This is a genomic window from Afipia sp. 1NLS2 (assembly GCF_000178995.1).
Lineage (GTDB): Bacteria > Pseudomonadota > Alphaproteobacteria > Rhizobiales > Xanthobacteraceae > Afipia.
In genome coordinates, this window is record NZ_ADVZ01000004.1 from 296,942 (window position 1) to 319,917 (window position 22,976).

The 22,976-nt window shown below is 60.8% G+C and carries 17 protein-coding genes, 1 tRNA gene and 1 pseudogene; 14 read left to right on the plus strand and 5 right to left on the minus strand.

The features are described 5' to 3' along the window. Positions 1–84: 84 nt before the first annotated feature. Together AFIDRAFT_RS15550 and fdhF are read left to right on the plus strand one after the other, a co-directional pair. A complete protein-coding gene (locus tag AFIDRAFT_RS15550) occupies positions 85–1,800 on the plus strand; it encodes an NADH-ubiquinone oxidoreductase-F iron-sulfur binding region domain-containing protein (protein WP_040298540.1) in 1,716 nt (571 codons plus the stop codon). Further along, positions 1,797–4,565 (plus strand): formate dehydrogenase subunit alpha, encoded by a 2,769-nt coding sequence (gene fdhF, locus AFIDRAFT_RS15555; RefSeq protein WP_009340519.1) that lies wholly within the window; start codon positions 1,797–1,799, stop codon positions 4,563–4,565. The genes AFIDRAFT_RS15550 and fdhF overlap by 4 nt, the downstream gene beginning before the upstream one ends. Positions 4,566–4,661: 96 nt before the next feature. Here the strand turns inward: fdhF and AFIDRAFT_RS15560 are convergent, their stop codons facing one another. Further along, positions 4,662–5,516, minus strand: a complete 855-nt coding sequence (locus AFIDRAFT_RS15560) for a sulfite exporter TauE/SafE family protein (RefSeq protein WP_009340521.1) — start codon at positions 5,514–5,516, stop codon at positions 4,662–4,664. A 214-nt stretch (positions 5,517–5,730) separates the two neighbouring features. Between AFIDRAFT_RS15560 and AFIDRAFT_RS15565 the strand changes: the two genes are divergently transcribed. The 10 genes from AFIDRAFT_RS15565 (at position 5,731) to AFIDRAFT_RS15610 (ending at position 18,503) form a co-directional block, all read left to right on the plus strand. Beyond that, a complete protein-coding gene (locus AFIDRAFT_RS15565) occupies positions 5,731–6,594 on the plus strand; it encodes an IclR family transcriptional regulator (protein ID WP_009340522.1) in 864 nt (287 codons plus the stop codon). A gap of 25 nt (positions 6,595–6,619) precedes the next feature. Further along, the gene (locus AFIDRAFT_RS15570; RefSeq protein ID WP_009340523.1) at positions 6,620–7,789 is read left to right on the plus strand and encodes a zinc-dependent alcohol dehydrogenase; all 1,170 of its coding nucleotides are present in this window, start codon (positions 6,620–6,622) and stop codon (positions 7,787–7,789) included. Between the two features lie 18 nt (positions 7,790–7,807). Beyond that, positions 7,808–8,728 (plus strand): FAD binding domain-containing protein, encoded by a 921-nt coding sequence (locus tag AFIDRAFT_RS15575; protein ID WP_009340524.1) that lies wholly within the window; start codon positions 7,808–7,810, stop codon positions 8,726–8,728. Continuing rightward, the gene (locus AFIDRAFT_RS15580) at positions 8,721–10,616 is read left to right on the plus strand and encodes a molybdopterin-dependent oxidoreductase (protein ID WP_009340525.1); all 1,896 of its coding nucleotides are present in this window, start codon (positions 8,721–8,723) and stop codon (positions 10,614–10,616) included. The genes AFIDRAFT_RS15575 and AFIDRAFT_RS15580 overlap by 8 nt, the downstream gene beginning before the upstream one ends. After that, a complete protein-coding gene (locus tag AFIDRAFT_RS20375; RefSeq protein WP_009340526.1) occupies positions 10,613–11,620 on the plus strand; it encodes a xanthine dehydrogenase family protein molybdopterin-binding subunit in 1,008 nt (335 codons plus the stop codon). Before AFIDRAFT_RS15580 ends, AFIDRAFT_RS20375 begins: the two co-directional genes overlap by 4 nt. A gap of 30 nt (positions 11,621–11,650) precedes the next feature. After that, the gene (gene dctA, locus AFIDRAFT_RS15590; protein WP_009340527.1) at positions 11,651–13,042 is read left to right on the plus strand and encodes a C4-dicarboxylate transporter DctA; all 1,392 of its coding nucleotides are present in this window, start codon (positions 11,651–11,653) and stop codon (positions 13,040–13,042) included. 30 nt (positions 13,043–13,072) lie between these two features. Continuing rightward, positions 13,073–15,013, plus strand: a complete 1,941-nt coding sequence (locus AFIDRAFT_RS15595) for a thiamine pyrophosphate-dependent enzyme (RefSeq protein ID WP_009340528.1) — start codon at positions 13,073–13,075, stop codon at positions 15,011–15,013. Between the two features lie 16 nt (positions 15,014–15,029). After that, on the plus strand, positions 15,030–16,475 hold the full coding sequence (locus AFIDRAFT_RS15600) for an NAD-dependent succinate-semialdehyde dehydrogenase (protein ID WP_009340529.1): 1,446 nt from the start codon (positions 15,030–15,032) through the stop codon (positions 16,473–16,475). 13 nt (positions 16,476–16,488) lie between these two features. After that, positions 16,489–18,189 carry a dihydroxy-acid dehydratase gene (locus AFIDRAFT_RS15605; protein WP_009340530.1) on the plus strand — a complete coding sequence of 567 codons (1,701 nt, stop codon included), beginning with the start codon at positions 16,489–16,491 and terminating at the stop codon, positions 18,187–18,189. A 239-nt stretch (positions 18,190–18,428) separates the two neighbouring features. Then, positions 18,429–18,503, plus strand: a tRNA-Gln gene (locus AFIDRAFT_RS15610). Between the two features lie 446 nt (positions 18,504–18,949). On the opposite strand, the pseudogene AFIDRAFT_RS19585 reads toward AFIDRAFT_RS15610, so the two are convergent. The 4 genes and pseudogenes from AFIDRAFT_RS19585 to AFIDRAFT_RS15625 form a co-directional block, all read right to left on the minus strand. Continuing rightward, positions 18,950–19,139: pseudogene (locus tag AFIDRAFT_RS19585) on the minus strand (IS3 family transposase); the annotation flags it as partial. Continuing rightward, entirely contained in the window at positions 19,114–19,341 is a 228-nt protein-coding gene (locus AFIDRAFT_RS20075; protein ID WP_009340531.1) for a LysR family transcriptional regulator, read from the minus strand. The pseudogene AFIDRAFT_RS19585 and the gene AFIDRAFT_RS20075, both read right to left, overlap by 26 nt. A 2-nt stretch (positions 19,342–19,343) precedes the next feature. Beyond that, positions 19,344–20,123 carry an IclR family transcriptional regulator gene (locus AFIDRAFT_RS15620; protein ID WP_009340532.1) on the minus strand — a complete coding sequence of 260 codons (780 nt, stop codon included), beginning with the start codon at positions 20,121–20,123 and terminating at the stop codon, positions 19,344–19,346. Between the two features lie 32 nt (positions 20,124–20,155). Continuing rightward, the gene (locus tag AFIDRAFT_RS15625) at positions 20,156–21,244 is read right to left on the minus strand and encodes a mandelate racemase/muconate lactonizing enzyme family protein (RefSeq protein WP_009340533.1); all 1,089 of its coding nucleotides are present in this window, start codon (positions 21,242–21,244) and stop codon (positions 20,156–20,158) included. Here AFIDRAFT_RS15625 and AFIDRAFT_RS15630 point away from each other — a divergent pair. Next, positions 21,243–22,349: a tripartite tricarboxylate transporter substrate binding protein gene (locus AFIDRAFT_RS15630; RefSeq protein ID WP_245258190.1), complete on the plus strand. Its 1,107-nt coding sequence runs from the start codon at positions 21,243–21,245 to the stop codon at positions 22,347–22,349. The genes AFIDRAFT_RS15625 and AFIDRAFT_RS15630 overlap by 2 nt on opposite strands. A 29-nt stretch (positions 22,350–22,378) precedes the next feature. Then, a complete protein-coding gene (locus tag AFIDRAFT_RS15635; protein WP_040298510.1) occupies positions 22,379–22,969 on the plus strand; it encodes a tripartite tricarboxylate transporter TctB family protein in 591 nt (196 codons plus the stop codon). Positions 22,970–22,976: the final 7 nt, after the last annotated feature.

Consider the following 22,976-nt stretch of genomic DNA (forward strand, 5'->3'; position numbering starts at 1 on the left):
GATTTTACAGCTGAGGAACTCAACAGTTCCTTGCATATCGTATCCCAGCAGCGGTATGACTTGTTGAAAGATAGAGGCATTCTAATGAGCCACGACCAAGGACCCCAGAAAGTCATCCCGTTCGAGCATCCCGGTGAGGGAAGGCGGCGAGCAAAGCCAACGCCAAAAGGCCGCCAGATCGATCCGAAGGCGAGCGAGGAAATCGAATTCCTGCTTGAAGGCAAGTCGCGCCGCCGCGACATGCTGATCGAGTACCTCCATCTCATTCAGGACAAGTGGGGCCAGATTTCCGCAGCCCATCTTGCCGCTCTGGCGGACGAGATGAAGCTCGCGTTCGCGGAAGTGTTCGAGGTCGCGACCTTCTACGCGCATTTCGATGTGGTGAAGGAAGGCGCGCCGGATATCGCGCCGGTCACTATCCGGGTTTGCGATTCGCTGACCTGCGCGATGCTTGGCGCGGAAACCCTGATGAAGGAGCTGAAGAACAAGGCAGGTCCCGGCGTGCGCGTGGTTCGCGCGCCGTGCGTTGGCCGCTGCGACACGGCGCCGGCCGCGGAGGTCGGACACAACTTCGTCGATCACGCGACGGTCGATAATGTGCTGGCCGCGCTCAAGCAGCACGACACCCATGTTCATGTGCCCGACTATGTCGAGTACGAATCCTATATCGCGCAGGGTGGCTATACGCTGCTGAACTCCCTGCGTTCCGGCAAAACGTCCAAGGAAGATATCCTCAAGGCGCTTGAAAGCGCTTCGCTGCGTGGCCTCGGCGGCGCAGGCTTCCCGACCGGCCGCAAGTGGCGCGCCGTGCTCGGCGAACCCGGCCCGCGCCTGATGGCGATCAACGGTGATGAGGGCGAGCCCGGCACGTTCAAGGACCGCTTCTATCTCGAAACCGATCCGCATCGCTTCATCGAAGGCATGCTGATCGGCGCGCATATCGTCGAGGCGGCCGAAGTCTACATCTATCTGCGTGACGAATATCCGGCGAGCCGTGAAATTCTGGCGCGTGAAATTGCCAGGCTCCCGGCAGGCGGCCCGACGCTGCACCTGCGGCGCGGCGCCGGTGCCTATATCTGCGGCGAGGAATCCGCGCTGCTGGAAAGCATCGAGGGCAAGCGCGGCATGCCGCGTCACAAGCCGCCGTATCCGTTCCAGGTCGGCCTGTTCGGGCTGCCGACGCTCATCAACAATGTCGAGACTCTGTGGTGGGTGCGCGACATCGTCGAGAAGGGTGGCGAATGGTGGCAAGCGCAGGGCCGCAATGACCGCCATGGGCTGCGCAGCTATTCGGTATCCGGCCGTGTGAAGAATCCGGGCGTGAAGCTGGCTCCGGCCGGGGTCACCATCACGGAACTGATCGAGGAGTTCTGCGGTGGCATGGCCGATGGTCACAAATTCCGTGCCTATCTGCCGGGCGGCGCATCGGGCGGCATTCTGCCGGCTTCGATGAATGACATCCCGCTCGATTTCGGCACGCTCGAAAAATACGGCTGCTTCATCGGCTCCGCCGCCGTCGTCGTGTTGTCCGATAAGGACGACGTGAAAGATGCGGCGCTCAACCTGATGAAGTTCTTCGAGGACGAGAGCTGCGGACAATGCACGCCATGCCGCGTCGGAACCCAGAAGGCTGCGGCTCTGATGGAAACCCGTGCTTGGAACCGCGATCTGCTCAACGAACTGAGCCAGACCATGCGCGATGCCTCGATCTGCGGATTGGGCCAGGCGGCCTCGAATCCTCTCACGTCAGTCATTAAATACTTCCCTGAAGAATTCGCGCCTCAGGAGGCTGCAGAATGAACAAGATTCAATTCGAACTCGACGGCCGTCAGGTCGAAGCAGCGCCCGGCGAATCCATCTGGCAGGTGGCGAAACGGGAAGGCACCGAAATTCCGCATCTGTGTTACTCGCCGGAGCCGGACTATCGCGCCGACGGCAATTGCCGCGCCTGCATGGTGGAGATCGAGGGCGAGCGCGTGCTCGCGGCGTCCTGCATGCGGATGCCGACGGTTGGCATGAAGGTGAAGTCGGCCAGCGAACGCGCAAAGTCCGCGCGCAAGATGGTGATGGAGCTTCTCGTCGCCGACCAGCCGGAGCGCGAAACCTCGCACGATCCGGACTCCAAGTTCTGGCACTGGGCCGACAAGGTCGAGGTGACGGAGAGCCGCTTCCCGGCGGCTGAGCGCTGGAGTGGCGATCACAGCCATCCGGCGATGAGCGTCAATCTCGATGCCTGCATCCAGTGCGGCCTGTGCGTTCGCGCCTGCCGCGAGGTCCAGGTCAACGACGTTATCGGCATGGCGTATCGCAACCATGACGCCAAGATCGTGTTCGATTTCGACGATCCGATGGGCGAATCCACCTGCGTGGCGTGCGGCGAGTGCGTGCAGGCGTGCCCGACAGGCGCACTGATGCCGTCGGCGCTGCTCGATGAGCAGCAGATCACCCGTACCGTTTATGCGGACAAGAAGGTGGACTCGCTGTGCCCGTTCTGCGGCGTCGGCTGTCAGGTCACCTATCAGGTCAAGGACGAGAAGATCATCTACGCGGAAGGCCGCAACGGTCCTGCCAACCATAACCGCCTCTGCGTCAAGGGACGCTTTGGCTATGATTACATCCATCACCCCCATCGCATCACCAAGCCGCTGATCCGGCTGCCGAACGCGAAGAAGGATGCGATGGATCAGGTCGATCCAGCCAATCCGTTCACTCACTTCCGTGAGGCCACGTGGGAGGAGGCGCTGGACGTCGCCGCCAAGGGTCTTGTGAAGATCCGCGACGAGAAGGGCGTCAAGGCGCTTGCCGGTTTTGGTTCGGCCAAGGGATCGAACGAGGAAGCGTACTTGTTCCAGAAGCTGGTGCGCACTGGCTTCGGCTCCAACAACGTCGATCACTGCACGCGGCTGTGCCACGCTTCGTCGGTGGCGGCGCTGATGGAAGGCGTCAATTCAGGTGCTGTGTCGGCGCCGTTCTCGGCTGCCCTCGATGCGGAAGTCATTATTGTCATCGGTGCGAACCCGACCGCCAATCATCCGGTCGCGGCGACGTTCTTCAAGAACGCCGCCAAGAAGGGCGCGAAGATGATTATCATGGACCCGCGCAAGCAGCCGCTGTCGCGCCATGCCTACAAGCATCTGCAGTTCAGGCCGGGTGCTGACGTGGCGATGCTGAACGGCATGCTGCACACCATCATCAACGAAGACCTGACGGACAAGCAGTATATCGCCGGTTATACCGAGGGCTTCGAGGAGCTGAAGGCGAAGATTCAGGAATTCCCGCCGGAGAAGATGGAAAAAATCTGCGGCATTCCGGCCGAGACCCTGAAGGAAGTTGCCAGGCTTTACGCCAAGGCGAAGTCGTCGATCATCTTCTGGGGCATGGGCGTCAGCCAGCATGTTCACGGCACCGACAACTCGCGCTGCCTGATCGCGCTGGCGCTTATTACTGGCCAGATCGGCCGTCCGGGCACGGGCCTGCACCCACTGCGCGGCCAGAACAACGTGCAGGGCGCCTCCGACGCAGGCCTCATCCCGATGCTGCTGCCGGACTACCAGCCGGTCGGCCGCGCCGATCTGCGTGGCGCCTTCGAGAAGGTTTGGGATCAGGAGATCGATCCTGTTCCGGGCCTCACCGTCGTGGAGATCATGAACGCGATCCATGCGGGCACGATCACCGGCATGTATATCGAGGGTGAAAACCCGGCGATGTCGGACCCCGACCTCCAGCACGCCCGTGAGGCGCTTGCCAAGCTCGATCATCTCGTGGTGCAGGATCTGTTTGTGACGGAAACGGCCTTCCACGCCGACGTGATCCTGCCGGCATCCGCATTCGCGGAGAAGGTCGGTTCGTTCACCAACACCGACCGCCGTGTCCAGATCTCGCGTCAGGTGGTGAAGCCGCCGGGTGATGCGCGTCAGGATTTGTGGATCATCCAGGAAATCGCGAACCGCATGGGCTGCGGCTGGACTTACTCCGGCGCGGCTGACGTCTTCAACGAGATGGCGCAACTGATGCCGTCGCTGAAGAACATCACGTGGGAGCGCCTTGAGCGGGAAGGCGCGGTCACCTATCCGGTGGACGATCCGCACAAGCCGGGCAACGAGATCATCTTCACCACCGGATTCCCGACCGCGAGCGGCCGCGCCAAGATCGTGCCCGCACGCGTCACGGCGCCGGACGAAGTTCCGGACGAGCACTATCCGATGGTGCTGTCCACCGGTCGTATCCTCGAGCATTGGCATACCGGCTCGATGACGCGCCGTGCCGGCGTGCTCGACAGCATCGAGCCGGAGGCGACAGCCTTCCTGTCGCCGAAGGACATGCGTCGCCTCAAGATCTGGCCGGGCGATTTCATCCGACTTGAAACGCGCCGTGGCGCGATCGAGGTGAAGACGCGCTCCGATCGTGACGTGCCAGAGAACATGGTGTTCATGCCGTTCTGTTACGCGGAAGCGGCGGCCAACCTGCTCACCAACCCGGCGCTCGACCCGTATGGCAAGATTCCGGAGTTCAAGTTCTGCGCCGCGCGCGTGGAAAAGATCGATATCCGGACTGCCGCGGAGTAAAAGCTCTCGACGCGATTTAAAAAGCCGCCCGGTTGGGCGGCTTTTTTTATGCTTGTCCTGTTTGACGCGAGTTGATGCCGTGTCATTGCCACAGGCTTATTTGTAAACGAGCGCGATCGCGAAGCGTGAGCCCATGATGAAAAGGTAGAGGCCGAAGGCGATCTCCAGCGCCCGCTTCGACATCAGATGCGCGGCCTTCGCGCCAAAGGGTGCGGTCAACAGGCTGCTCGGCATCACCATGATGGCTCCGATCAGCGAGATGTAGCCGATCGCCAGCGGAAACTGCAGGATGGTGGTCGCAGGGAATTTCGCGGCCGCCGGCCAGCCTGCGTAGATGTATCCAATCGTGCCAGGAATCGAGATCAGGACGGCGATGCCCGATGATGTCGCAACGGACTGGTGGATTGATCTGCCGTACATCGTCATCAACAAATTCGAGAACAGGCCGCCTCCGATACCCATCAGGGTGGAGAGAATGCCGATGATGAATCCGTAGATGCGCATCAACGGGCCGGTTGGGAATGCGTCGCCGATCTTCCAGCTATCCTTGCCAAGGATCAGGCGCACGGCCGCCGACCATGCCACGGCGACGAACACATATTTGAAGACCTGCTCAGGTGCGTAACGGGCAATGAGCGATCCAGCGGTAACGCCGATCAGAATCGGTATCGTCCATGTTCGCAAGATATTCATGTCGACGCTGCCGTGGCGGCGGTGCTCCAGATAGGAGCGGACGGCGGTTGGAATGATGATCGCGAGCGAGGTTCCCACGCAGAGCGGCATCCGCGTTTCGAGCGGCACGTCCATGATTCGAAACAGCTCGTAGAGCACCGGCACGAGGATGGCACCGCCGCCGACGCCGAACAGGCCTGCCAGAAATCCCGCCAGCGCCCCCACCGCGATCAAAGCTATTGCGAGCTCAATAATTTCCGCGATGGGCAGTTGGGGCATGTCGTCACCTGATGATTTGCCGAGGGAGTATACGCGCTTCCGGGAACCGCCAACGATTGCATCTTTGCGATGCACCAAAATCGAACATCAAAGGAACTTTTCAGCCAAAAATTTCATCTAATAAAAACATGCTCTGCTATGTGAAAATTTGTTTGACCCTCAGCGCTATCGGAGGCCTGAATAGAAAAAACAAACTAGGCAATCGGGGAAGCACATGAACGAGGAGCGCGCCGAAGTTCGCGGGATCATGCCCGCCCGTCCGCCCATCGGGCGGGACAAGGGGGGCATCCAGGCACTGGACCGCGCCTTCCTGATTTTGGACATCATCGCGGATGCCGGCGGCGAGGCAAAACTCACCGACATCGCCGCGACCGCAGGTCTGAACGTCTCGACCTGCCACCACCTGATCTCGACGCTCTACAACTGGGGCTATGTCGCGCGCGGGATCGGCAGCCGGACCTACACGCTCGGTTCTCGCATTCTGCATCTTAGCGCCGCCTGTCTGCGCCAGGTCGATCTGCCGCGCCGCGCGCAGCTTTACGTCGATCGCCTCAACGACGAGACGCGCGAAGCGGTACAACTCGCGGTGATGCAGGGCACGGATCTGATGAACGTGCTGCGCCGCGATTCCCGTTATGCGGTGCGCGTCGATGCAGGCATGGGCGGAAAGACCAACGCCGCCCATGCGACCGCCACCGGCAAGGCCATTCTCGCCTGGCTGCCGCCGACGGAAGTCGAACGCATCGTCGCGACCCACGGGCTGACGGCATTCACCCCGAACACCATCACCAGCATCGAGAACCTCACCGAAGAATTGCGGCTGACGCGCCGCCAGGGCTTTGCGACCGATCGTGAAGAATTCCAGCCGGGCGTGATCTGCATCGGTGCCGCCGTCCGCGACCATGCCGGCGCGGTGGTTGGATCGATCAGCGTGTCGTCTCCGATCTTCCGCGCCACACCGGAATATCTCGATCAGATCCGGACCCACCTCATCGCAGTGACCGATGAATTGTCGATGGAGCTGGGCGCGCCGGGCGCGATCCTTCATGACGGCGCGAAACCGGCCGCCGCCGAATAGCAACAACAATCTCAGGGAGAAAACGATGTATCAGCACGACAAGGTCAAAACCTCGCCCGATTTTCCGATCCCGGACACCATGCGCGCATGGATTCTCGGCGACCCCGATCAGCTCTCGCTTGGCACCAAGCCGGTGCCGGTGCCGAAGAGGGCGGAAGTTCTGGTGCGCATCGACGCGGTGGCGATCTGCGCGACCGATCTTGAAATCATCCATCACGGTCCGCCTGCGATGATTCAGGGTGGCCTGCCGTACAACAAGAATTTCACGCCGGGCCATGAGTACATGGGAACGGTCGTGGCGCTCGGGCCGGGCGTTGACGAGTACAAGATCGGCGAGCGCGTCACGGTGGAAATCCATGCCGGCTGCGGCCAGTGCAAGCGCTGCCGCGAGGGCATGTACACCTCGTGCCACAACTATGGCCTGAACTACGGCGACCTCGACAAGGGGCATCGCGCCAACGGCTTCACCACCGATGGCGGCTTCGCCGAATACGCCGTCAACAACATCAACACGCTGGTGCGCGTCTCCGACGCAATGTCGGATGAAGAAGCGACGCTGGTGGTGACGGCAGGCACCGCGATGTACGGCCTGACCGAACTCGGCGGCCTCATCGCGGGCGAAAGCGTCGTCGTCACGGGGCCGGGGCCGATCGGCCTGCTCGGCGTCGCGGTTGCCAAGGCGCTGGGTGCGCAGCCGGTCATTCTCACCGGCACGCGCGATAATCGCCTGCAGATCGGCAAGGAACTGGGCGCGGACTACGTCATCAACGTCAACAAGGAATCTGACGTTGTCGGCAAGGTGCGCGAGCTGAACGGCGGCAAGGGCGTCGATTATGTGGTCGAGTGCTCGGGTGCGCCGAACGCGATCAACGAGGCGGCGCGCATGGTCAACCGTGGCGGCCGTATCTGCCTCGCGGCTTTCCCTGGCAAGCCGGCCGAAGTCGATATCGCGCACCTCGTCCGCAACAACATCTACGTCTTCGGCATTCGCGGCGAAGGCAAGAGTGCCACGCACCGCGCGGAAGCGTTTATGGCGCAGAAGCGTTTCGATGCGACCAAGGTGCATACGCACACTTTCGCGCTCGAGGATCTTCCCGAGGCGCTGCGTTACGCCCGCGAGCGCGTCGAGGATGCCATCAAGGTTGTGGTGAAGACCCGCGGACATGCCGCGCTCAACAGCATCGCTGCGGAGTAAGGCCAAGCGGAGACGGTCATGTTGACCTGCGATACCTACCTTAGCCCCGGTTCACTGAACGAAGCATTGGCGGCTGCTGCCGCCAGTGCCGGTCAGTTCCGTTTTGTGGCCGGTGCGACCGATCTCTTGCCGTGGGCGAGGGAAGGCCGCGCGGGTGACGTTCATGTGCCTTTGATGATCGACATCGCCGGCGTGCCGGAATTGAAGACCATCAAGGTGCAGGGCGATCGCCTTTGGCTGGGGGCGGCGACGCCGTTCCAGCGTTTTCTCGATCGCGCCGAATTGATCGAGATGGCGCCGGGCATGCCCGACTGCGCGATCTGGTTCGCGGACAGCCAGATTCGTGAATCGGCGACGATTGGCGGCAACGTCATCAATGCCTCTCCGGCGGCCGATGGCATTCCGCCGCTGCTCGCCGCCAACGCCATCGTCGAGTTGGCTTCCTTGCGCGACGGCGGGATTCGCCGCCGCCGGATGCCGCTGTCGGAATTCCTGCAAGGTCCCGGTCTGACGTCGGCCGAGCACGACGAGATTTTGCTCGGTGTCGAGTGCGACGCGCTGCCCGGTTATGGCGGCGCTTTTGAAAAGGTCGGGCACCGGCGTTCATTGGTGATTTCGGTGGTCTGTCTCTCCGCGCTGGTCCGCATGGACGCTTCGCGCCGCTCGTTTCAGGACGTCCGGCTTGCGATCGGCGGCGTCGGCCCAATGGCCCGGCGGATGACCGCGATCGAGGAGCGGTTGAAGGGGCAGGCGGTGTCGGCCGAACTGCTGCGTGCCGTCATGGCGATGTGTGACGAATTCATTCAGTCACGCAGCCGTCAGGAATATCGAAAGCAGGTGACGCCCGGCTTCCTGGTGCGGGCGCTTGCGAAGGCAATGAAGAAAGCAGGCACCGACGAGAACGCCTGCGCGATTGCAGAGGAGGTCGCCAATGGCTGACCTGTTATCCATCGAGGCGACCGTCAACGGCCGCCGCGTCAAAAAGAATGTCGATCCGTCGCAGCGCGCGCTGGATTTCCTGCGCGACGATTTGAACATGACCGGCACCAAGGAAGGCTGCGGCGCCGGTGAGTGCGGAACGTGCTCCATTTTCGTCGATGGGGCGCTGGTGAAGTCGTGTCTGCTGCCCGCGGCGAAGCTCAAAGGCAAGACGGTCGATACGGTCGAAGGCCTTGCGAAGTCCGGCGAAATGTCGGCCGTGCAGAAAGCCTTTCACAAGGCCGGCGCCAGCCAGTGCGGCTACTGCATCCCCGGCATGGTGATGGCGGCCACCGCGGCGCTGCGCCTCAACCCGGATGCCGACCGCGACGAGATCAGGGAACGGCTCGGCGGCAATATCTGCCGCTGCACCGGCTATCAGAAGATTTTCGACGCCGTGGAAATGGCGCGCGACTTCCTCAACGGAAAATTGTCGGCGGCGGCGTTCGACGATCTGGACAAGGAAGACGGCAAGTATATCGGTGTCAACATTCGCCGCATCGATGCGCCGTCCAAGGTGACCGGCGCGCTGCGCTATGCCGGCGACATGGTGTTGCCGGGCATGCTGCATGTACAGGTCCTGCGCAGCCCGCATCCTCATGCGCGGATTGTTTCAATTGATACGGCTGACGCCGAGGCGGTTCCGGGTGTGGAGGGGATCGTCACCTGCGCCGATGTGCCGGGGCAGGATGGGTTCGGCGTGTTCGTCGCCGATCAGCCGATCATGGCGCGCGACAAGGTGCGTTATGTTGGCGAAGCGATCGCGGCCGTCGCGGCGGAGACGCTTGCTGCTGCCCGTGAGGCGGTCAAGAAGATCAAGATCGAATATGAGTTGCTTCCGGCGGTGTTCGATCCGGAGGAGGCGCTGGTTGCCGGTGCGCCGGTGCTGCACGACTACGCGCCCGACAATCTGGTCAAGCATATCCCGATCTGCAACGGCAACGTCGAGGAGGGGTTTGCCAAATCCGACCTGATCGTCGAGCAGACCTACGAGACGCAGCAGGTCGAGCATGCCTACCTCGAGACTGAGGCGGGCGTCGCCTATGTCGATCATGACGGCGTCGTCACGGTGCATTCGCCGAGCCAAAACGTGACGCACCACCGCCACATGCTGTCGCGCATTCTCAATCTGCCGATCAACAAGGTCCGCATGATCATGAGCCCGGTCGGCGGTGGTTTCGGCGGCAAGGAAGACATGATCTATCAGGGCATGCTGGCGCTGCTCGCGATGAAGACGCGCCGTCCTGTGAAACTGGTGTTCACGCGCGAAGAATCGATGGCGACGACCGCCAAGCGCCATCCGTCCCGCACCACCTACAAGATGGGCCTGACCAAGGACGGCAGGATTCTCGCGTCTCAGATCAGCATCATCTACGACGGCGGTGCTTACGGCATGTCGACCGAAGGTGTGGTCCGCAAGGGTGTGATCCTGGGTGGCGGCCCGTACAACGTGCCGAATTTCCGGATCGATGGTTATGGTGTTTACACCAACAACACGCCCTCCGGTGCCTTCCGCTCGTTCGGTTCGTTGCAGTCGCAGTTCGCGACCGAAACGCATCTCGATATCTGCGCCGAGCGGCTGGGAATGGACCCGTTTGAGCTGCGCCTGAAGAATGCGATGCATGCGGGGGATCGCACGCATACCAAGCAGGTTCTCAACTCCTGCAGCATGGAACGCGTGCTGACGGCGGCGCGTGATGCGTCGCATTGGGAGGCGGGCACGCCGTCCGTTCGCGGCGACAAGCGCGCCGATCTCGGCGGCGAAGGAACGCGCCGTCCATGCACCGTCACGCCGCGCGAACCTGTGCCTGCCGAAGCTGAGCCTCTGAAACAGCGAGGTGCGGCATGAGCGTGAAGAAACGCGGCCGCGGCATGGCCGGCGGCTGGTATGGCATCGCGCGAACCGCGGCGGTTGACCGGGCTGGGACATGGGTCGAGATCGACGACGGCGGCACGGTGAAAATCGTGACCGGCGTCACCGAAATCGGCGAAGGCATCCTTACCGTACTGGCGCAGATCGCGGCGGAAGAAATCGGCGTCAAGCCCGAAAACGTAGTGATCGGTGACAACGACACCGCGCGCTCGCCGGAAGCGGCGCATGCGGGTGCGACCCGCCAGACCTACATGATCGGAAATTCGGTGGCGATGGCGTGCCGCGAGGCGAAAGGCCGTTTCGTCGGGGCGATGGCCGAGATGTGGGACGTTCCGCCCGAGACGATCGAGACGGGCAATGGCTACGTCTGGGCGACGGAGACGAACCTGCGCGAAACGATGGCGGAAGCCGTCGAACACATCAAGAAGCGCGGCGTGGTGGTGGTGGGATCGGCCAATTTCACCGCGCAGCACACCGGCCTCGATCCGGTCGATGGCAGCGGGAGGCCGTGGCAGTCTTATGTGTTCGGTTGTCAGGTCGCGGAGGTCGAGGTCGATACGCTCACCGGCGAAGTCCAGGTGCTCGGCATCTGGGCCGCGCACGATGTCGGCCGCGCCGTCAATCCGCGCGGCGTCGAAGGTCAGATCGAAGGCGGTATCGTTCAGGCGCTCGGGCAGGGCCTGATGGAGCATTACCAACTGGCGCAGGGCCACACCACGACGCCCGGCTTCGCCAAATACATCCTTCCGACATCGCTCGATGTGCCGCATGTCACATCCGTCATCGTCGAAGACCCGGATCCGATCGGGCCGCTTGGGGTCAAGGGCATCGGTGAACCCGCGATGGTGCCGACGATCCCAGCGGTGATGAACGCCATTTACGACGCTGTTGGCGTCCGGATCACGTCTCTCCCGGCAACGCCGGAGAAAATACTCGAAGCGCTCGCAAAGAAGCGCCAGGCAGCACCGTTCGGTGCGTAACGCTCTGATTGGGGAATTGGAGGAAAGTCGATGACGGCAACATTCGCTGAAAGTGAAAATAACAACGTCGCAATGACAAAAGCGCTTGCTGCGAAGAAAGCGGCGGAAAAACGTCCTTTTTATCGCAAGCTCTATGTTCAGGTTCTGATCGCCGTCGCTCTTGGCGCGGCGCTCGGTCATTACTACCCGTCTTTCGCGGTGCCGCTGAAGCCATATGGCGACGCATTCATTCGCGCCATCAAGGTCGTCGTCGCGCCGATCATCTTTACTACCATCGTCGTCGGCATCGCCAAGATGGGCGATATCCGCAAGGTTGCGAATGTCGGGCTCAAGGCGCTGATCTATTTCGAGGTTGCCTCGACGATCGCGCTCATCATCGGCATGGTCGTCGGCAACGTCTGGAAGGTCGGGCAGGGCATCAATGCCGATCCGTCATCTTTCGATCCGAGTACCGTTGCGGCCTATGCCAAGGTCGCCCACAACCTGACGCTGACCGACTTCTTCATGTCGATCATTCCGAAGTCGTTCCTCGATCCGTTCGTTCACGGCGATATTCTTCCGGTTCTGTTCATTGCGATTCTGCTGGGTGTGGCTCTGAGCTTCGCAGGTGAGCGTGGCAAGCCGATCGTCTCGTTCCTCGATTCCGCGTCCGTCGCCCTTTTCGGCATGGTGCGGATCATCATGTACTTTGCACCGATCGCAGCCGGTTGCGCGATGGCGTTCACTATCGGCAAGTACGGCTCGAAAACACTTGTCAACCTCGGCGAACTTGTTGTCTCGATCTATATCGTCAGCATCCTATTCGTGGCGATCGTGCTCGGCGGTTTTCTGAAGTTATGCGGTTTCAACATTTTCCGCGTGCTGAGCTATTTCAAGGATGAAATCCTGTTCGTATTCGCGGCAACGTCCGCCGAAACGATGATGCCCCGTTCAATGCAGAAGCTGGAAAAGCTCGGCGTCTCGCGCGAGGTTGTCGGTCTCGTGATGCCGGGCGGGTTCTCGTTCAATATGGATGGTACGGCCATCTATATGACAATGTCCGTTCTTTTCCTGGCTCATGCGTTCAATGTCGAACTGACCATCTGGCATCAGCTTGCCGTACTCTTCGTGATGCTCTTCACCTCAAAGGGTGCAGCGGGCGTGACGGGTGGTGGTTTTGTTGCGCTGGCGGCGACGCTGCCGGTCGTCAACGCGGTGCCTGTAGCGGGTCTCGCGCTGCTGCTGGGTGTCGATCGGTTCATGGCCGAAATCCGCGCAGCGACCAACCTGACCTCCAACATCATCGCAACGCTGGTTGTCGGCCGCTGGGTTGGGGCCATCGATATGGACGTGGCGAAAGCCGAATTTGCCACCGGCTTTGTCGAGACCGACGAGACGCGTGCTTGGGAAAATCCTCATGCAGAGATGCAGGCGGCCGAATAAGTGCGCGCCAGGAAGTGAAAGGACGGCAACATGAGCAACGTTGCGGTAGTGACGCCAGAACGTATCGCGGAAACAGCGAAGACCGGCGGTGGATCGTCGAAGGAAGCGGCCACGCATATGCGCGCCCGCGCGATCGCGAAGGCCGGATCGTTAAGCGATGCGTTGGCTGACGGCACACTTGAAAAGTCGGCTGTATTGTCGCTGTCCGAGGCCCTCGTTCTGGGGCTTCTGAAGCAGGGTGTCCGGACGTTTTTCGCGATCTTCGGTCATGGTTCGACCGATATCGCGAACGTCCTGGCGATCTACGATGCGGAAGGCGTCACGCGCACCATCAATTGCCGCAATGAGGTCGAGATGGCGCACGCGGCCACCGCGTTGCGCTGGACCTATGGCGAGACGCCCGCCGTCATCACGTCCATCGGTCCGGGCGCGTTGCAGGCGATGGCCGGATCGCTTGCCGCCGCGTCGAACGGCGTGGGCGTCTATCACATCTATGGTGACGAGACGACTTACGGCGAAGGCTACAACATGCAACAGGTGCCGAAGCCTGCGCAGGGCGTGTTCGGGCGCATGACGGCGGATATGGGTGAGTCCTACACCCTGCATACGCCGCAGGCGTTGCGCGAGGCTTTGCGCCGGGGCGCGAACCGCGTGTTCCACCCTTACAAGGCCGGTCCGTTCTACCTGATGCTGCCGATCAACACGCAGCCTGTGCAGACGGAGGTTAATCTTGCCTCGTTGCCGGAACGGCCGGTGCTGCCGCTTGTCGCGCCGACGGATGCGCGCGCCTATGACGAGGCTTGCGATCTTATTGACGGGCACGCCCGCGTCATGATCAAGGCGGGCGGCGGCACGCGCGGGCACGATGCAGCGATCCGTCGCCTTGCCGAGGCGGCGGGTGCGGTTGTCGTGGTGTCGCCGGGCTCGACCGGTGTGCTGGCGGACAATGATCCGAAGAACATGCATGTCGGTGGCTCGAAGGGATCGATCTCCGGCAATCACGCGATGCGGAATGCGGACCTTGTGATCGTGATCGGGTCGCGCGCGGTGTGCCAGGCCGATTGCTCGGGCACTGGCTACAAATCCGCGCGCCATGTCATCAACATCAACGGCGATATCGCCGACGCCACGCACTACAATCACACAACGGCCCTGATCGGCGACATCTCGGTTATCGCCAATGCGCTGTCCGAACGCCTCGAAGGCCGCACGTCCGCCAATGCAGCCGCCAAGCAGAACTGGCTGAAGGCGTGCGCCGCCAAGAAGAAGGAATGGGCGGATTACAAGGCCGAGCGTTATGCGGCGGCGCCGATCAAGGACGCCGTCTGGCAGCAGCCCGCGCTGGCGCAGCCGGCTGCGATCAAGGTGGTCGCCGATTTCGCCAAGCGCATCAATGCTCCGAAGTATTTCGACGCGGGCAATGTCCAGGCGAACGGCTTCCAGATCGTCGAGGACGACAGGACCGGCGACACTTTCACCGAGAGCGGTGCGTCCTACATGGGCTTTGCGACCAGCGCGCTGCTCGCCGCCGCCGGCGCGTCATCTCCGCGATACGGAATTGCGTTCACGGGCGACGGCTCCTTCATGATGAATCCGCAGATCCTGATCGATGCTGTTGAGCATGGCGTGCACGGCATGGTCGTGATCTTCGACAATCGCAGGATGGCGGCGATCACCAGCCTGCAACTCGCGCAGTACGGCAAGGAATTCCGCACCAACGATGCGGTGGCGGTCGATTACGTCCAGCTTGCATCGGCGGTGACGGGCGTGAGGGCGATCCACGGCGGCTGGACGGCAGGTGAACTCAAGGCAGCTCTCGAACAGGCTCACGCGCATCAGGGTCTCAGCGTCCTGCATGTGCCGGTTTATGCGGGTGAAGATCCGCTGGGCGAGCTTGGCGCGTGGGGCGAATGGAATGTCGGCAACTGGTGCGAGAATGTTCAGGACCAGTGGCTCCAGCAGGATTTATAACTCGACGGAAGCGAACATGTATCACGAGCGCAATTACGGACTTTACATCGGCGGCAGGTGGACCTGGGGAACAGGCTCCCAGAAAAAGGGCGTTCTCGATCCGGCAACGGGCGAGACCATCGGCCACATTCCCGATGCAACGCCGGAAGACATCGATCAGGCGCTCGCGGCGGCACAGGCAGGTTTTGAGACGTGGCGGAAAACCCCGCCATGGGAGCGCGCGGTGAAGCTGCGCAAGGTCTCGGACCTGCTTCTCGAGCGGATCGACGAACTCTGCATCGTGATGGCGACCGAGGCGGGCAAGCCGCTCGCGGAAGCCAAGGGCGAATGGCTCGCCTGTGCCGAACAGTTCGAATGGTATGGCGAGGAAGCCAAGCGCATCTTCGGCCAGGCCTACAATGGCCGCGATGCGGCCACGCGCATGGCAGTGATCTACCAGCCGGTCGGCGTGGTCGCGGCATTCTCGGCCTGGAATTTCCCGGCACTTCTACCCGCTCGCAAGATCGCAGCGGCGCTGGCGGCTGGATGTTCGGTGATCCTCAAGCCCGCCGGTGAAACGCCCGCGAGTGCGGCGGCGATCCTGCGCGCCTGCCACGAGGCAGGCATTCCGCCCGGCGTGGCCAACATGGTGACCGGAAATTCGGCGCGGATCGCGCAGCAGTTGATCGCGTCGCCGATCGTGCGGAAGGTGTCGCTCACCGGCTCGACTCCGGTCGGCAAGCAGTTGCTGCATCTGTGCGCGGACGGCGTGAAGAAGGCGACGATGGAGCTCGGCGGGCACGCGCCGGTTCTGGTGTTCGAGGATGCGGACGTCGAGGCCGCCGCCGAAGCCTGCGCGCGCGGTAAATTCCGCAATTGCGGGCAGGTCTGCGCTTCGCCGAGCCGATTCTATGTTCAGGATGCGGCCTATGATCGCTTTGCTAAGGTGTTCGTCGATGTCGCCAAGCAGCTTAAGATCGGCCGCTTCGATCAGGCCGGCGTGACGCTCGGCCCGATGGCGAATGCGCGCGGGCTGGATCACGCCAAGAAGCTCGTCGCGGATGCGGTCGAGAAGGGCGCCAAGCTGTTGACCGGGGGCAGGGTGCCTGTGGGATTTCTGCGGGGCTACTTCTATGAGCCGACCGTGCTCGGCGAAGTGCCGGATGAAGCGCGGATCATGCAGGACGAACCGTTCTCGCCGATCGCTCCAATTGCGCGTTTCAAGACTCTTGAAGAGGTGATAGAACGCGCCAATGCAACACCTTTCGGCCTGACCGGCTACGTTTTCTCGCGAAACCTGCGAACGGCGACTCTGGCTGCGGAAGCGCTGGAAGTCGGCATGGTGGGTGTGAACGAGGTCGGCATCGCTTCTGCGGAATCGCCGTTCGGCGGCATCAAGGAAAGTGGCATGGGGCGTGAAGGTGGCAGCATTGGCATCAAGGATTATCTCGAAGCCAAGTTCATCAAGACGCGCCTGATCTAGGATATAAAAAACAATGAGTGACGAGACCGTCCGTGGCCTGGCCAACGGATTGACGAATTACGGCGACAAGGACTTTGCACTTTACCTCCGCAAGTCGTTTGCCCGATCGATGGGATATTCCGATGCGATGCTGGCGCGACCGACGGTCGGCATCGCCTACACGCAATCCGGCTTCAACAATTGCCACCGGCATTTTCCCGAGATGCTCGACGCCGTGAAGCGGGGCGTGATCGCGGCGGGCGGCCTGCCGCTCGAATTTCCCACGGTTTCGCTCGGCGAGGTGTTTCTCAACCCGACCAGCCTGCGCTTCCGCAACCTGATGTCGATGGACACCGAGGAGATGATCCGTGCCCAGCCGATGGACTCCGTCGTGCTGATGGGCGGTTGCGACAAGACGGTGCCCGCGCAGTTGATGGGCGCGCTGTCGGCGGGCCGACCCGCAATCCAGCTCGTCGGCGGGCCGATGATGACCGGCCGCCACAAGGGCGAGCGGCTTGGGGCCTGCACGGATTGCCGCCGCTTCTGGGCGCAGTATCGCGCGGGCACGGTTGACGACCGTGAGATCAACCAGATCGAGGGCCGCCTTTCCACCACCAGCGGCACCTGCGCGGTGATGGGGACGGCCTCGACCATGGCCTGTATCGCCGAAGCGCTCGGAATGATGATTCCGGGCACGGCCGCGATCCCGGCAGTGCATGCCGATCGCCTGCGCGCGGCGGAGGCGACCGGCATCGCCGCCGTGGGATTGATCGGCAGCGGACGGACGCCCGACAAGATCATCACCGCAAAGTCGGTCGAGAATGCGCTGCGCGTGCTGCTCGCCATCGGCGGTTCGACCAATGCGATCATTCACCTTACCGCCATCGCGGGGCGTGCGGGCATTCGGATTTCGCTGAAGCGGCTGAACGAATTGTCCGACTCGACGCCGGTGCTGGTCAATCTGAAGCCGACCGGCGCCAATTACATGGAAGATTTCTTCGCGGCCGGCGGGGTCGGTGCGGTGCTGCGTGAGATCAAGAATAGCCTTCATCTGGATTGTCTGACGATCACCGGCGAAACCCTCGGGGAGCGTCTGGCAGCCGATGACGGATGGGTCGATCATGAGGTGGTCGCCAGCGCAGCCAAGCCGATCGAGCCGGTCGGCGGGTTGGTTGCTCTGTTCGGCAGCCTCGCACCGAAGGGTGCGATCCTGAAGCGCTCGGCGGCCGACGAAAAGCTGTTCGAAGGCGAGGGGCGGGCGGTGGTGTTCGATTCACTTGAAGACATGGCGAACCGGATTGATGATCCTAATCTCGACGTCAATCCCGACGACTATCTCGTGCTGCAGAACGCGGGGCCGTTTTCGGCAAGCTGCATGCCCGAAGCAGGCTACATTCCAATTCCGAAGAAGCTTGCGTCCAAGGGCGTCAAGGATATGGTTCGCCTGTCCGATGCCCGCATGAGCGGCACGGCATTCGGCACCGTCATTCTGCACATCACGCCCGACACCGCGTCGGGCGGTCCGCTGGCTTTCGTTCGCAATGGCGATCGGATCCGGCTTTCGGTGAAGAACCGCGCGATCGATCTTCTGATCTCTCCCGAAGAATTCGCCAAGCGCAAGGCAGCCGCAGGCCCGTTCAAGCCGCCGGTGCCGGAGCGGGGCTACGGAAAACTCTACGCGCAGGAAATTCTCGGCGCGGACGAGGGATGCGACTTCAAGTTTCTCAAGCCTTAAAGGGTGTCTGAAGACACCCGATCTGCGGGTCGCAAGACCATTATGGGCCGTCCATCATGCATGGGCGGCCCAATTGTTTTTGACCTCTTCCGCCGTGGCCAGGTGCCTTGGCAGGATTGCCGTTTGGCCGCCTAAACCGCTCATTTCCCTGATGTTTCAGCGCAATTTCGCGCGTAAAATCCGCTTTGCCGGTTGAAACCACGGCGCGGTGCCTATAGACAGCGCTCTGCCGGGTCTGTTGGGGCGTAGCCAAGCGGTAAGGCAGGGGATTTTGATTCCCCCATTCGGAGGTTCGATCCCTCCCGCCCCAGCCATCGGCTCTGGAAATCGCTCTGCTTTGGCAAGCACAGCTAGGCTGTCTGTTCTTCTATCTTTGTTTTCAGGATGCTTAGCGTTGATCCGGATGTGCCTGCTTGACGGGTTAAAGGTAAGCCAGCAAGCAAAGGGTGTTTGTTGCAATAGCGGTTGCAAGCATGACCACGATCAGTCCTCGGATGCGAGGCGCTTGATCATCTATCCCTGAAAGTCGACTCTCAATCATCAGGCCAAGGAATGAGATTCGGCGACCGGAGTCTCGGGGATTCGGTCACTTTACGCGACATTCCTCGGGTTCGTGATCGGCTCTGTGGGAGGCGTGATCGGCGGCATCTGGCTCGGTATATCGCCATTCTTCAGCCGGCTGCTGAATCCTTATATCTGGGCATTCAATGCTCTTCCCAAGGTGGCACTGGATCACGTGATCGACGCACGCGCGGCGTCAGGAGGGGCTTAGAAGTTTCCCTTTGCGGCCTCCGCAAGGATCAGCTTGTCCAGCGTCAGATCCGATACCACACGACGAAGCCGGGTGTTCTCAGTCTCCAGCTCTGCTACTTGCGGCCCTGTGCCATCAGCACATTAACCTGCCAAAGCTTCGCTACGATCTCTTCAGCCGTATGCCTCTTCCTTGCCATCGATCTTATCCTCCATCCGAAAACCATACTTCAGGGAGGACCACTTCAAAGGGCGCAGGTCAAAGGCCGTCGCATAAGTCTCTTTGAGTTGCTTCATCTGCATGCTGGCGGCGGACAGCGTCAGATTCAGTCGCCTAGCGGCTGCCTGGAATGAGCCCTCGTCGTGAATCGCCAGAAGTGTTTTCAGGGCTCGAACCGACATCGCTACAGCCCAAGCTCGGTAACAATTTCTTTCGCCGATTCTTTCAGGAGCGGCGCATAGCTGAGCGCTGTTTCAACGGACATTCTGAAACTTGGCGCGTGGATCGAAAGAGTGGCGATGACCGTGTTGTCCGAACGTCGTAATGGAACGGAAACGCCTATCAGTCCGCGATGATATTCTTCCTTGTTCATCGACAGGTCATTTTTTCGGATGGTGCGGCATTCCTCTTCCATCTCATCCAGGTCGACGATAGTGGAGTCGGTAAATTTTTCACGGTGAATGCTGTTGAGGAGCGCCCGCCGGTTTTTCTCCGACATCTGGGCGATCAGTAGCTTGCCTGATGCAGTCGCGTGGACAGGAACGCGGGAACCGGATTGCAATTGCATGCGCAACGGCCAATCGCATTCCACGCGCTCGAGATAGAGCACTTCGTGATTTTGCAGAACCGAAAGGTTGCAGGATTCTTTCACGCGGTCGACGAGCTTCTGCATGATACCGCGAACGATTGGCTGACGAGCCTGAGCGACGAGCGCATCGACCGAGAGACGGAGCCATGATGCTCCGACTGTGTAGCCCTTGCCGCTGAGATCGCGCTGGACGAACCCGACATCTTCAAGTTGCAGGAGCAGGCGATGAACCGATGGCTTCGGCATCTTCGCCTGCTCAGCGAGATCAGCGAGTGATTTCGATTCTTCGGCGGAGGCAATGGCTTGAAGCAGACGCGCGGCCTTTTGAACCGCGGTCATCTTGCTGTCTGCGTCGTCGTTCGCTTTTGTCACCATCGTTCACCTAACGCCGGGATCAGAGTTTTGCTTCAGCCCAATTCTTTCCAGTCGCCGGCGCGTTCAACCGCATTGTGCCTCACAGCGTCTAGATCAATCTCTGGCATGCTGCCATCGATAACGACGGACGCGCCTTCGCATTTCAGGGCTGGCTTAAGAAGCTGGATAGGGGTCTTGAGAAACCCATTCATTTCACCGGCAGTTGTGACGTTGCCGAGTGCTACGCAAAGCTCCATCCAGCAGCCGAGGTCTGTTGCGACGCCGTTTCCGAGAACTGCGGTCATACCATGGTCGGAAATCTGCCGAAGCCCGTTCTCCAAAGTATTCAATCGACCCAATTTCATGAGTTTGAGTTTGATGTAATTGGCGCATTTTAGACCGGCTGCTCGATCTATGTCACGCAGAGTGTAGATCGATTCGTCGAGCATCAACGGCACTTTGCTGACACCTGCGATGGCGGCAGCCGAGTCCCAGTCTTCCGCGGCACAAGGCTGTTCGACCAGTTCGATATCTTCCGGTTCGAGCCGGCTCAGAAAATGAATTGCTTGCTCGCGATTGTAGCCCTGATTCCCGTCGACGCGTAATTTTGCACGCCCACTCACGATATCCCGGACCACATTGACCTGCCTGAGATCTACCTCGGGCTCCCATCCGATTTTAACCTTCAGCGTTTTGTAGCCGCGGTTGAGCAACGTCTCGACTTCGTGCTCGAGCTTGTCGCGATAGTCGGCCTTGCCGTTGACAGTGCCGAGCAATTCGAAGCGGCCACGACGCTGTAGGATTGGATTTCCTGCCAACCAATCGAGCGCGGTTAGAAATGCCGTCGCAGTGAAAGGGGCGCTGTCCAGCATTTTATCGCATGCCGACATAAGTTCGTGGGTCGTTTTACAGCGATCTGTCAGATCTTTCGCCAGCGACCAGCCTTGTTCGATCGTTTCGTCGGTATAGCCGGGAAGGATGGTCGCTTCACCCCAGCTCACAGCGCCATTGCTGAGTACTGCCACGAGCAGAACGTCGAAATGTGTCTGCTCACCGAATGCCAGTCGATAGGGGACCGTGAGGGGAAGCCGCAACCGGGCGGCGGCGAGGGTGATTTTGGAATTGGAAAGGACGGAGGACATGAGTTCAGCGTTCCATTTTATAATATATAACGTACCATTTTTTTGTAGACTCGCCGGAGATTTGCTGTCAAGTTTTGATCCAGATCAAAAGAGGCAAAACGCCTTTCCAAAAAACCTAAATAAATCAGGGAGTACGCTAATGAGGGGTCTTCTGTGGGCTTTCGCTGCAGGCTTGGCCGGTATTGTGGCCGCTTCGCCAGTTGCATCTGTGGCGGCCGATTTTCCGTCTCGTCCAATTACCTTCATTGTGCCTTGGGGGCCGGGCGGCGGCGCTGATCAGGTGGCGCGGATCATCAGCAAACTGATTGAGCCGGAGCTGAAGGCCTCCGTGCCAGTGGTGAACATGCCGGGCGCGACCGGGCAAACCGGCCTGACCAAGCTCGTGACCTCGCCGGCGGACGGCTACACCATCGAGGTAATGACCGGCGATACCTTTGCATTGTTCGCTGCGAAGAATTCTCGCTTCAAGCTTGAGCAGATCACGCCGCTTGCGGTGATGATTCAGCAGCCATCTGGCTTCTTCTCGAACGCAACCGGCCCATTGCAGACCTGGGACGATGTGCAAAAGGCGGTGAAGGACAAGGAGATGCGCGTGGCGGTGACGGGCTATGGCAGCCCGGACGATATGTCGGTCAATTTCTTCAAAAACATGGGCATGAAATTCCAGAGCGTTGGCTTTGCCGAGCCCGGCATGCGTTACGCATCGGTGGTCGGCGGGCAGAGCGATCTGCTTTACGAACAGGCTGGTGACGTCCGCAGTTTCATTGACGGCAAACAGATCAAGCCGGTGCTGTTCTTCAGCAAGAAACCGGTCGAGGGCTTCGAGGACGTCGCTTACTCGGGCAAGCTCGGCCACAAGGTTCTGCTGCCGCAGTTCCGTGTCGTTATTGTTCGCTCCGGCACAGATCCGGCGATCGTCAAGACCTTGTCGGATGCGTTGGCCAAAGTCGCGCAGGCCAAAGAATACCGCGACTATCTCAAGCTGCAGTATGCCGAATCCGACAGCTTCATCGGTTCTGAGAACAGTGTGAAGTTCATGAAGGAATGGCTGAGCGAGGCGGATGCCCTCTCACAGTCCAACGCCGCCACCGCGGCCGCCAAGTAATTGCGTCTGTAACCATGTCTGGTGACGCAATGTCCAGTAAACCAATGCATGGGGGCGCCGAGTCCGGCGCTCCTGTGTCTCCGCTGAAATGGCTCCGCGAACTCGGGCCTTATATTCTCATTATCGGCGCCGCTATCTATTTCTATCGCGTCGCGTCCGAGATTCCCTATACGGAGATTCCCGGCCAAATGGGACCGGAGCGATGGCCCAAGATCATCATCGCTTTGCTGATCGCCGTTTGCGCATTCGAGGTTGTGCGTCGGATTTTCGTGTCGGTCAGGCCGCGTCCCGTTTCGGATGCTGCGAGCGAGGCGGATGAAGGCTTCTCGCAACAGATGGAAGCCCATCCGCTTCTGGTCGCTGCTGCGACTGCCGCCACGGTCGGCTATCTGCTGCTGTTCGACCTTGTCGGGTTCTTCGTCGCGACGGCCCTGTACCTCGTCGCTGTGATGTGGATCGGTGGGGTTCGCAGGCCCGTGTTTCTCGGCTTGTTGTCGCTGGCGATCAGCTTCGCATTCTCATTCTTCTTCATGAAACTGATCTACGTCGCCCTGCCGCTCGGGGAGGGGCCATTCGCCCGGATTTCCCTGATCGTCATGAAACTCGTCGGCGCTAACTGAGGGCAGC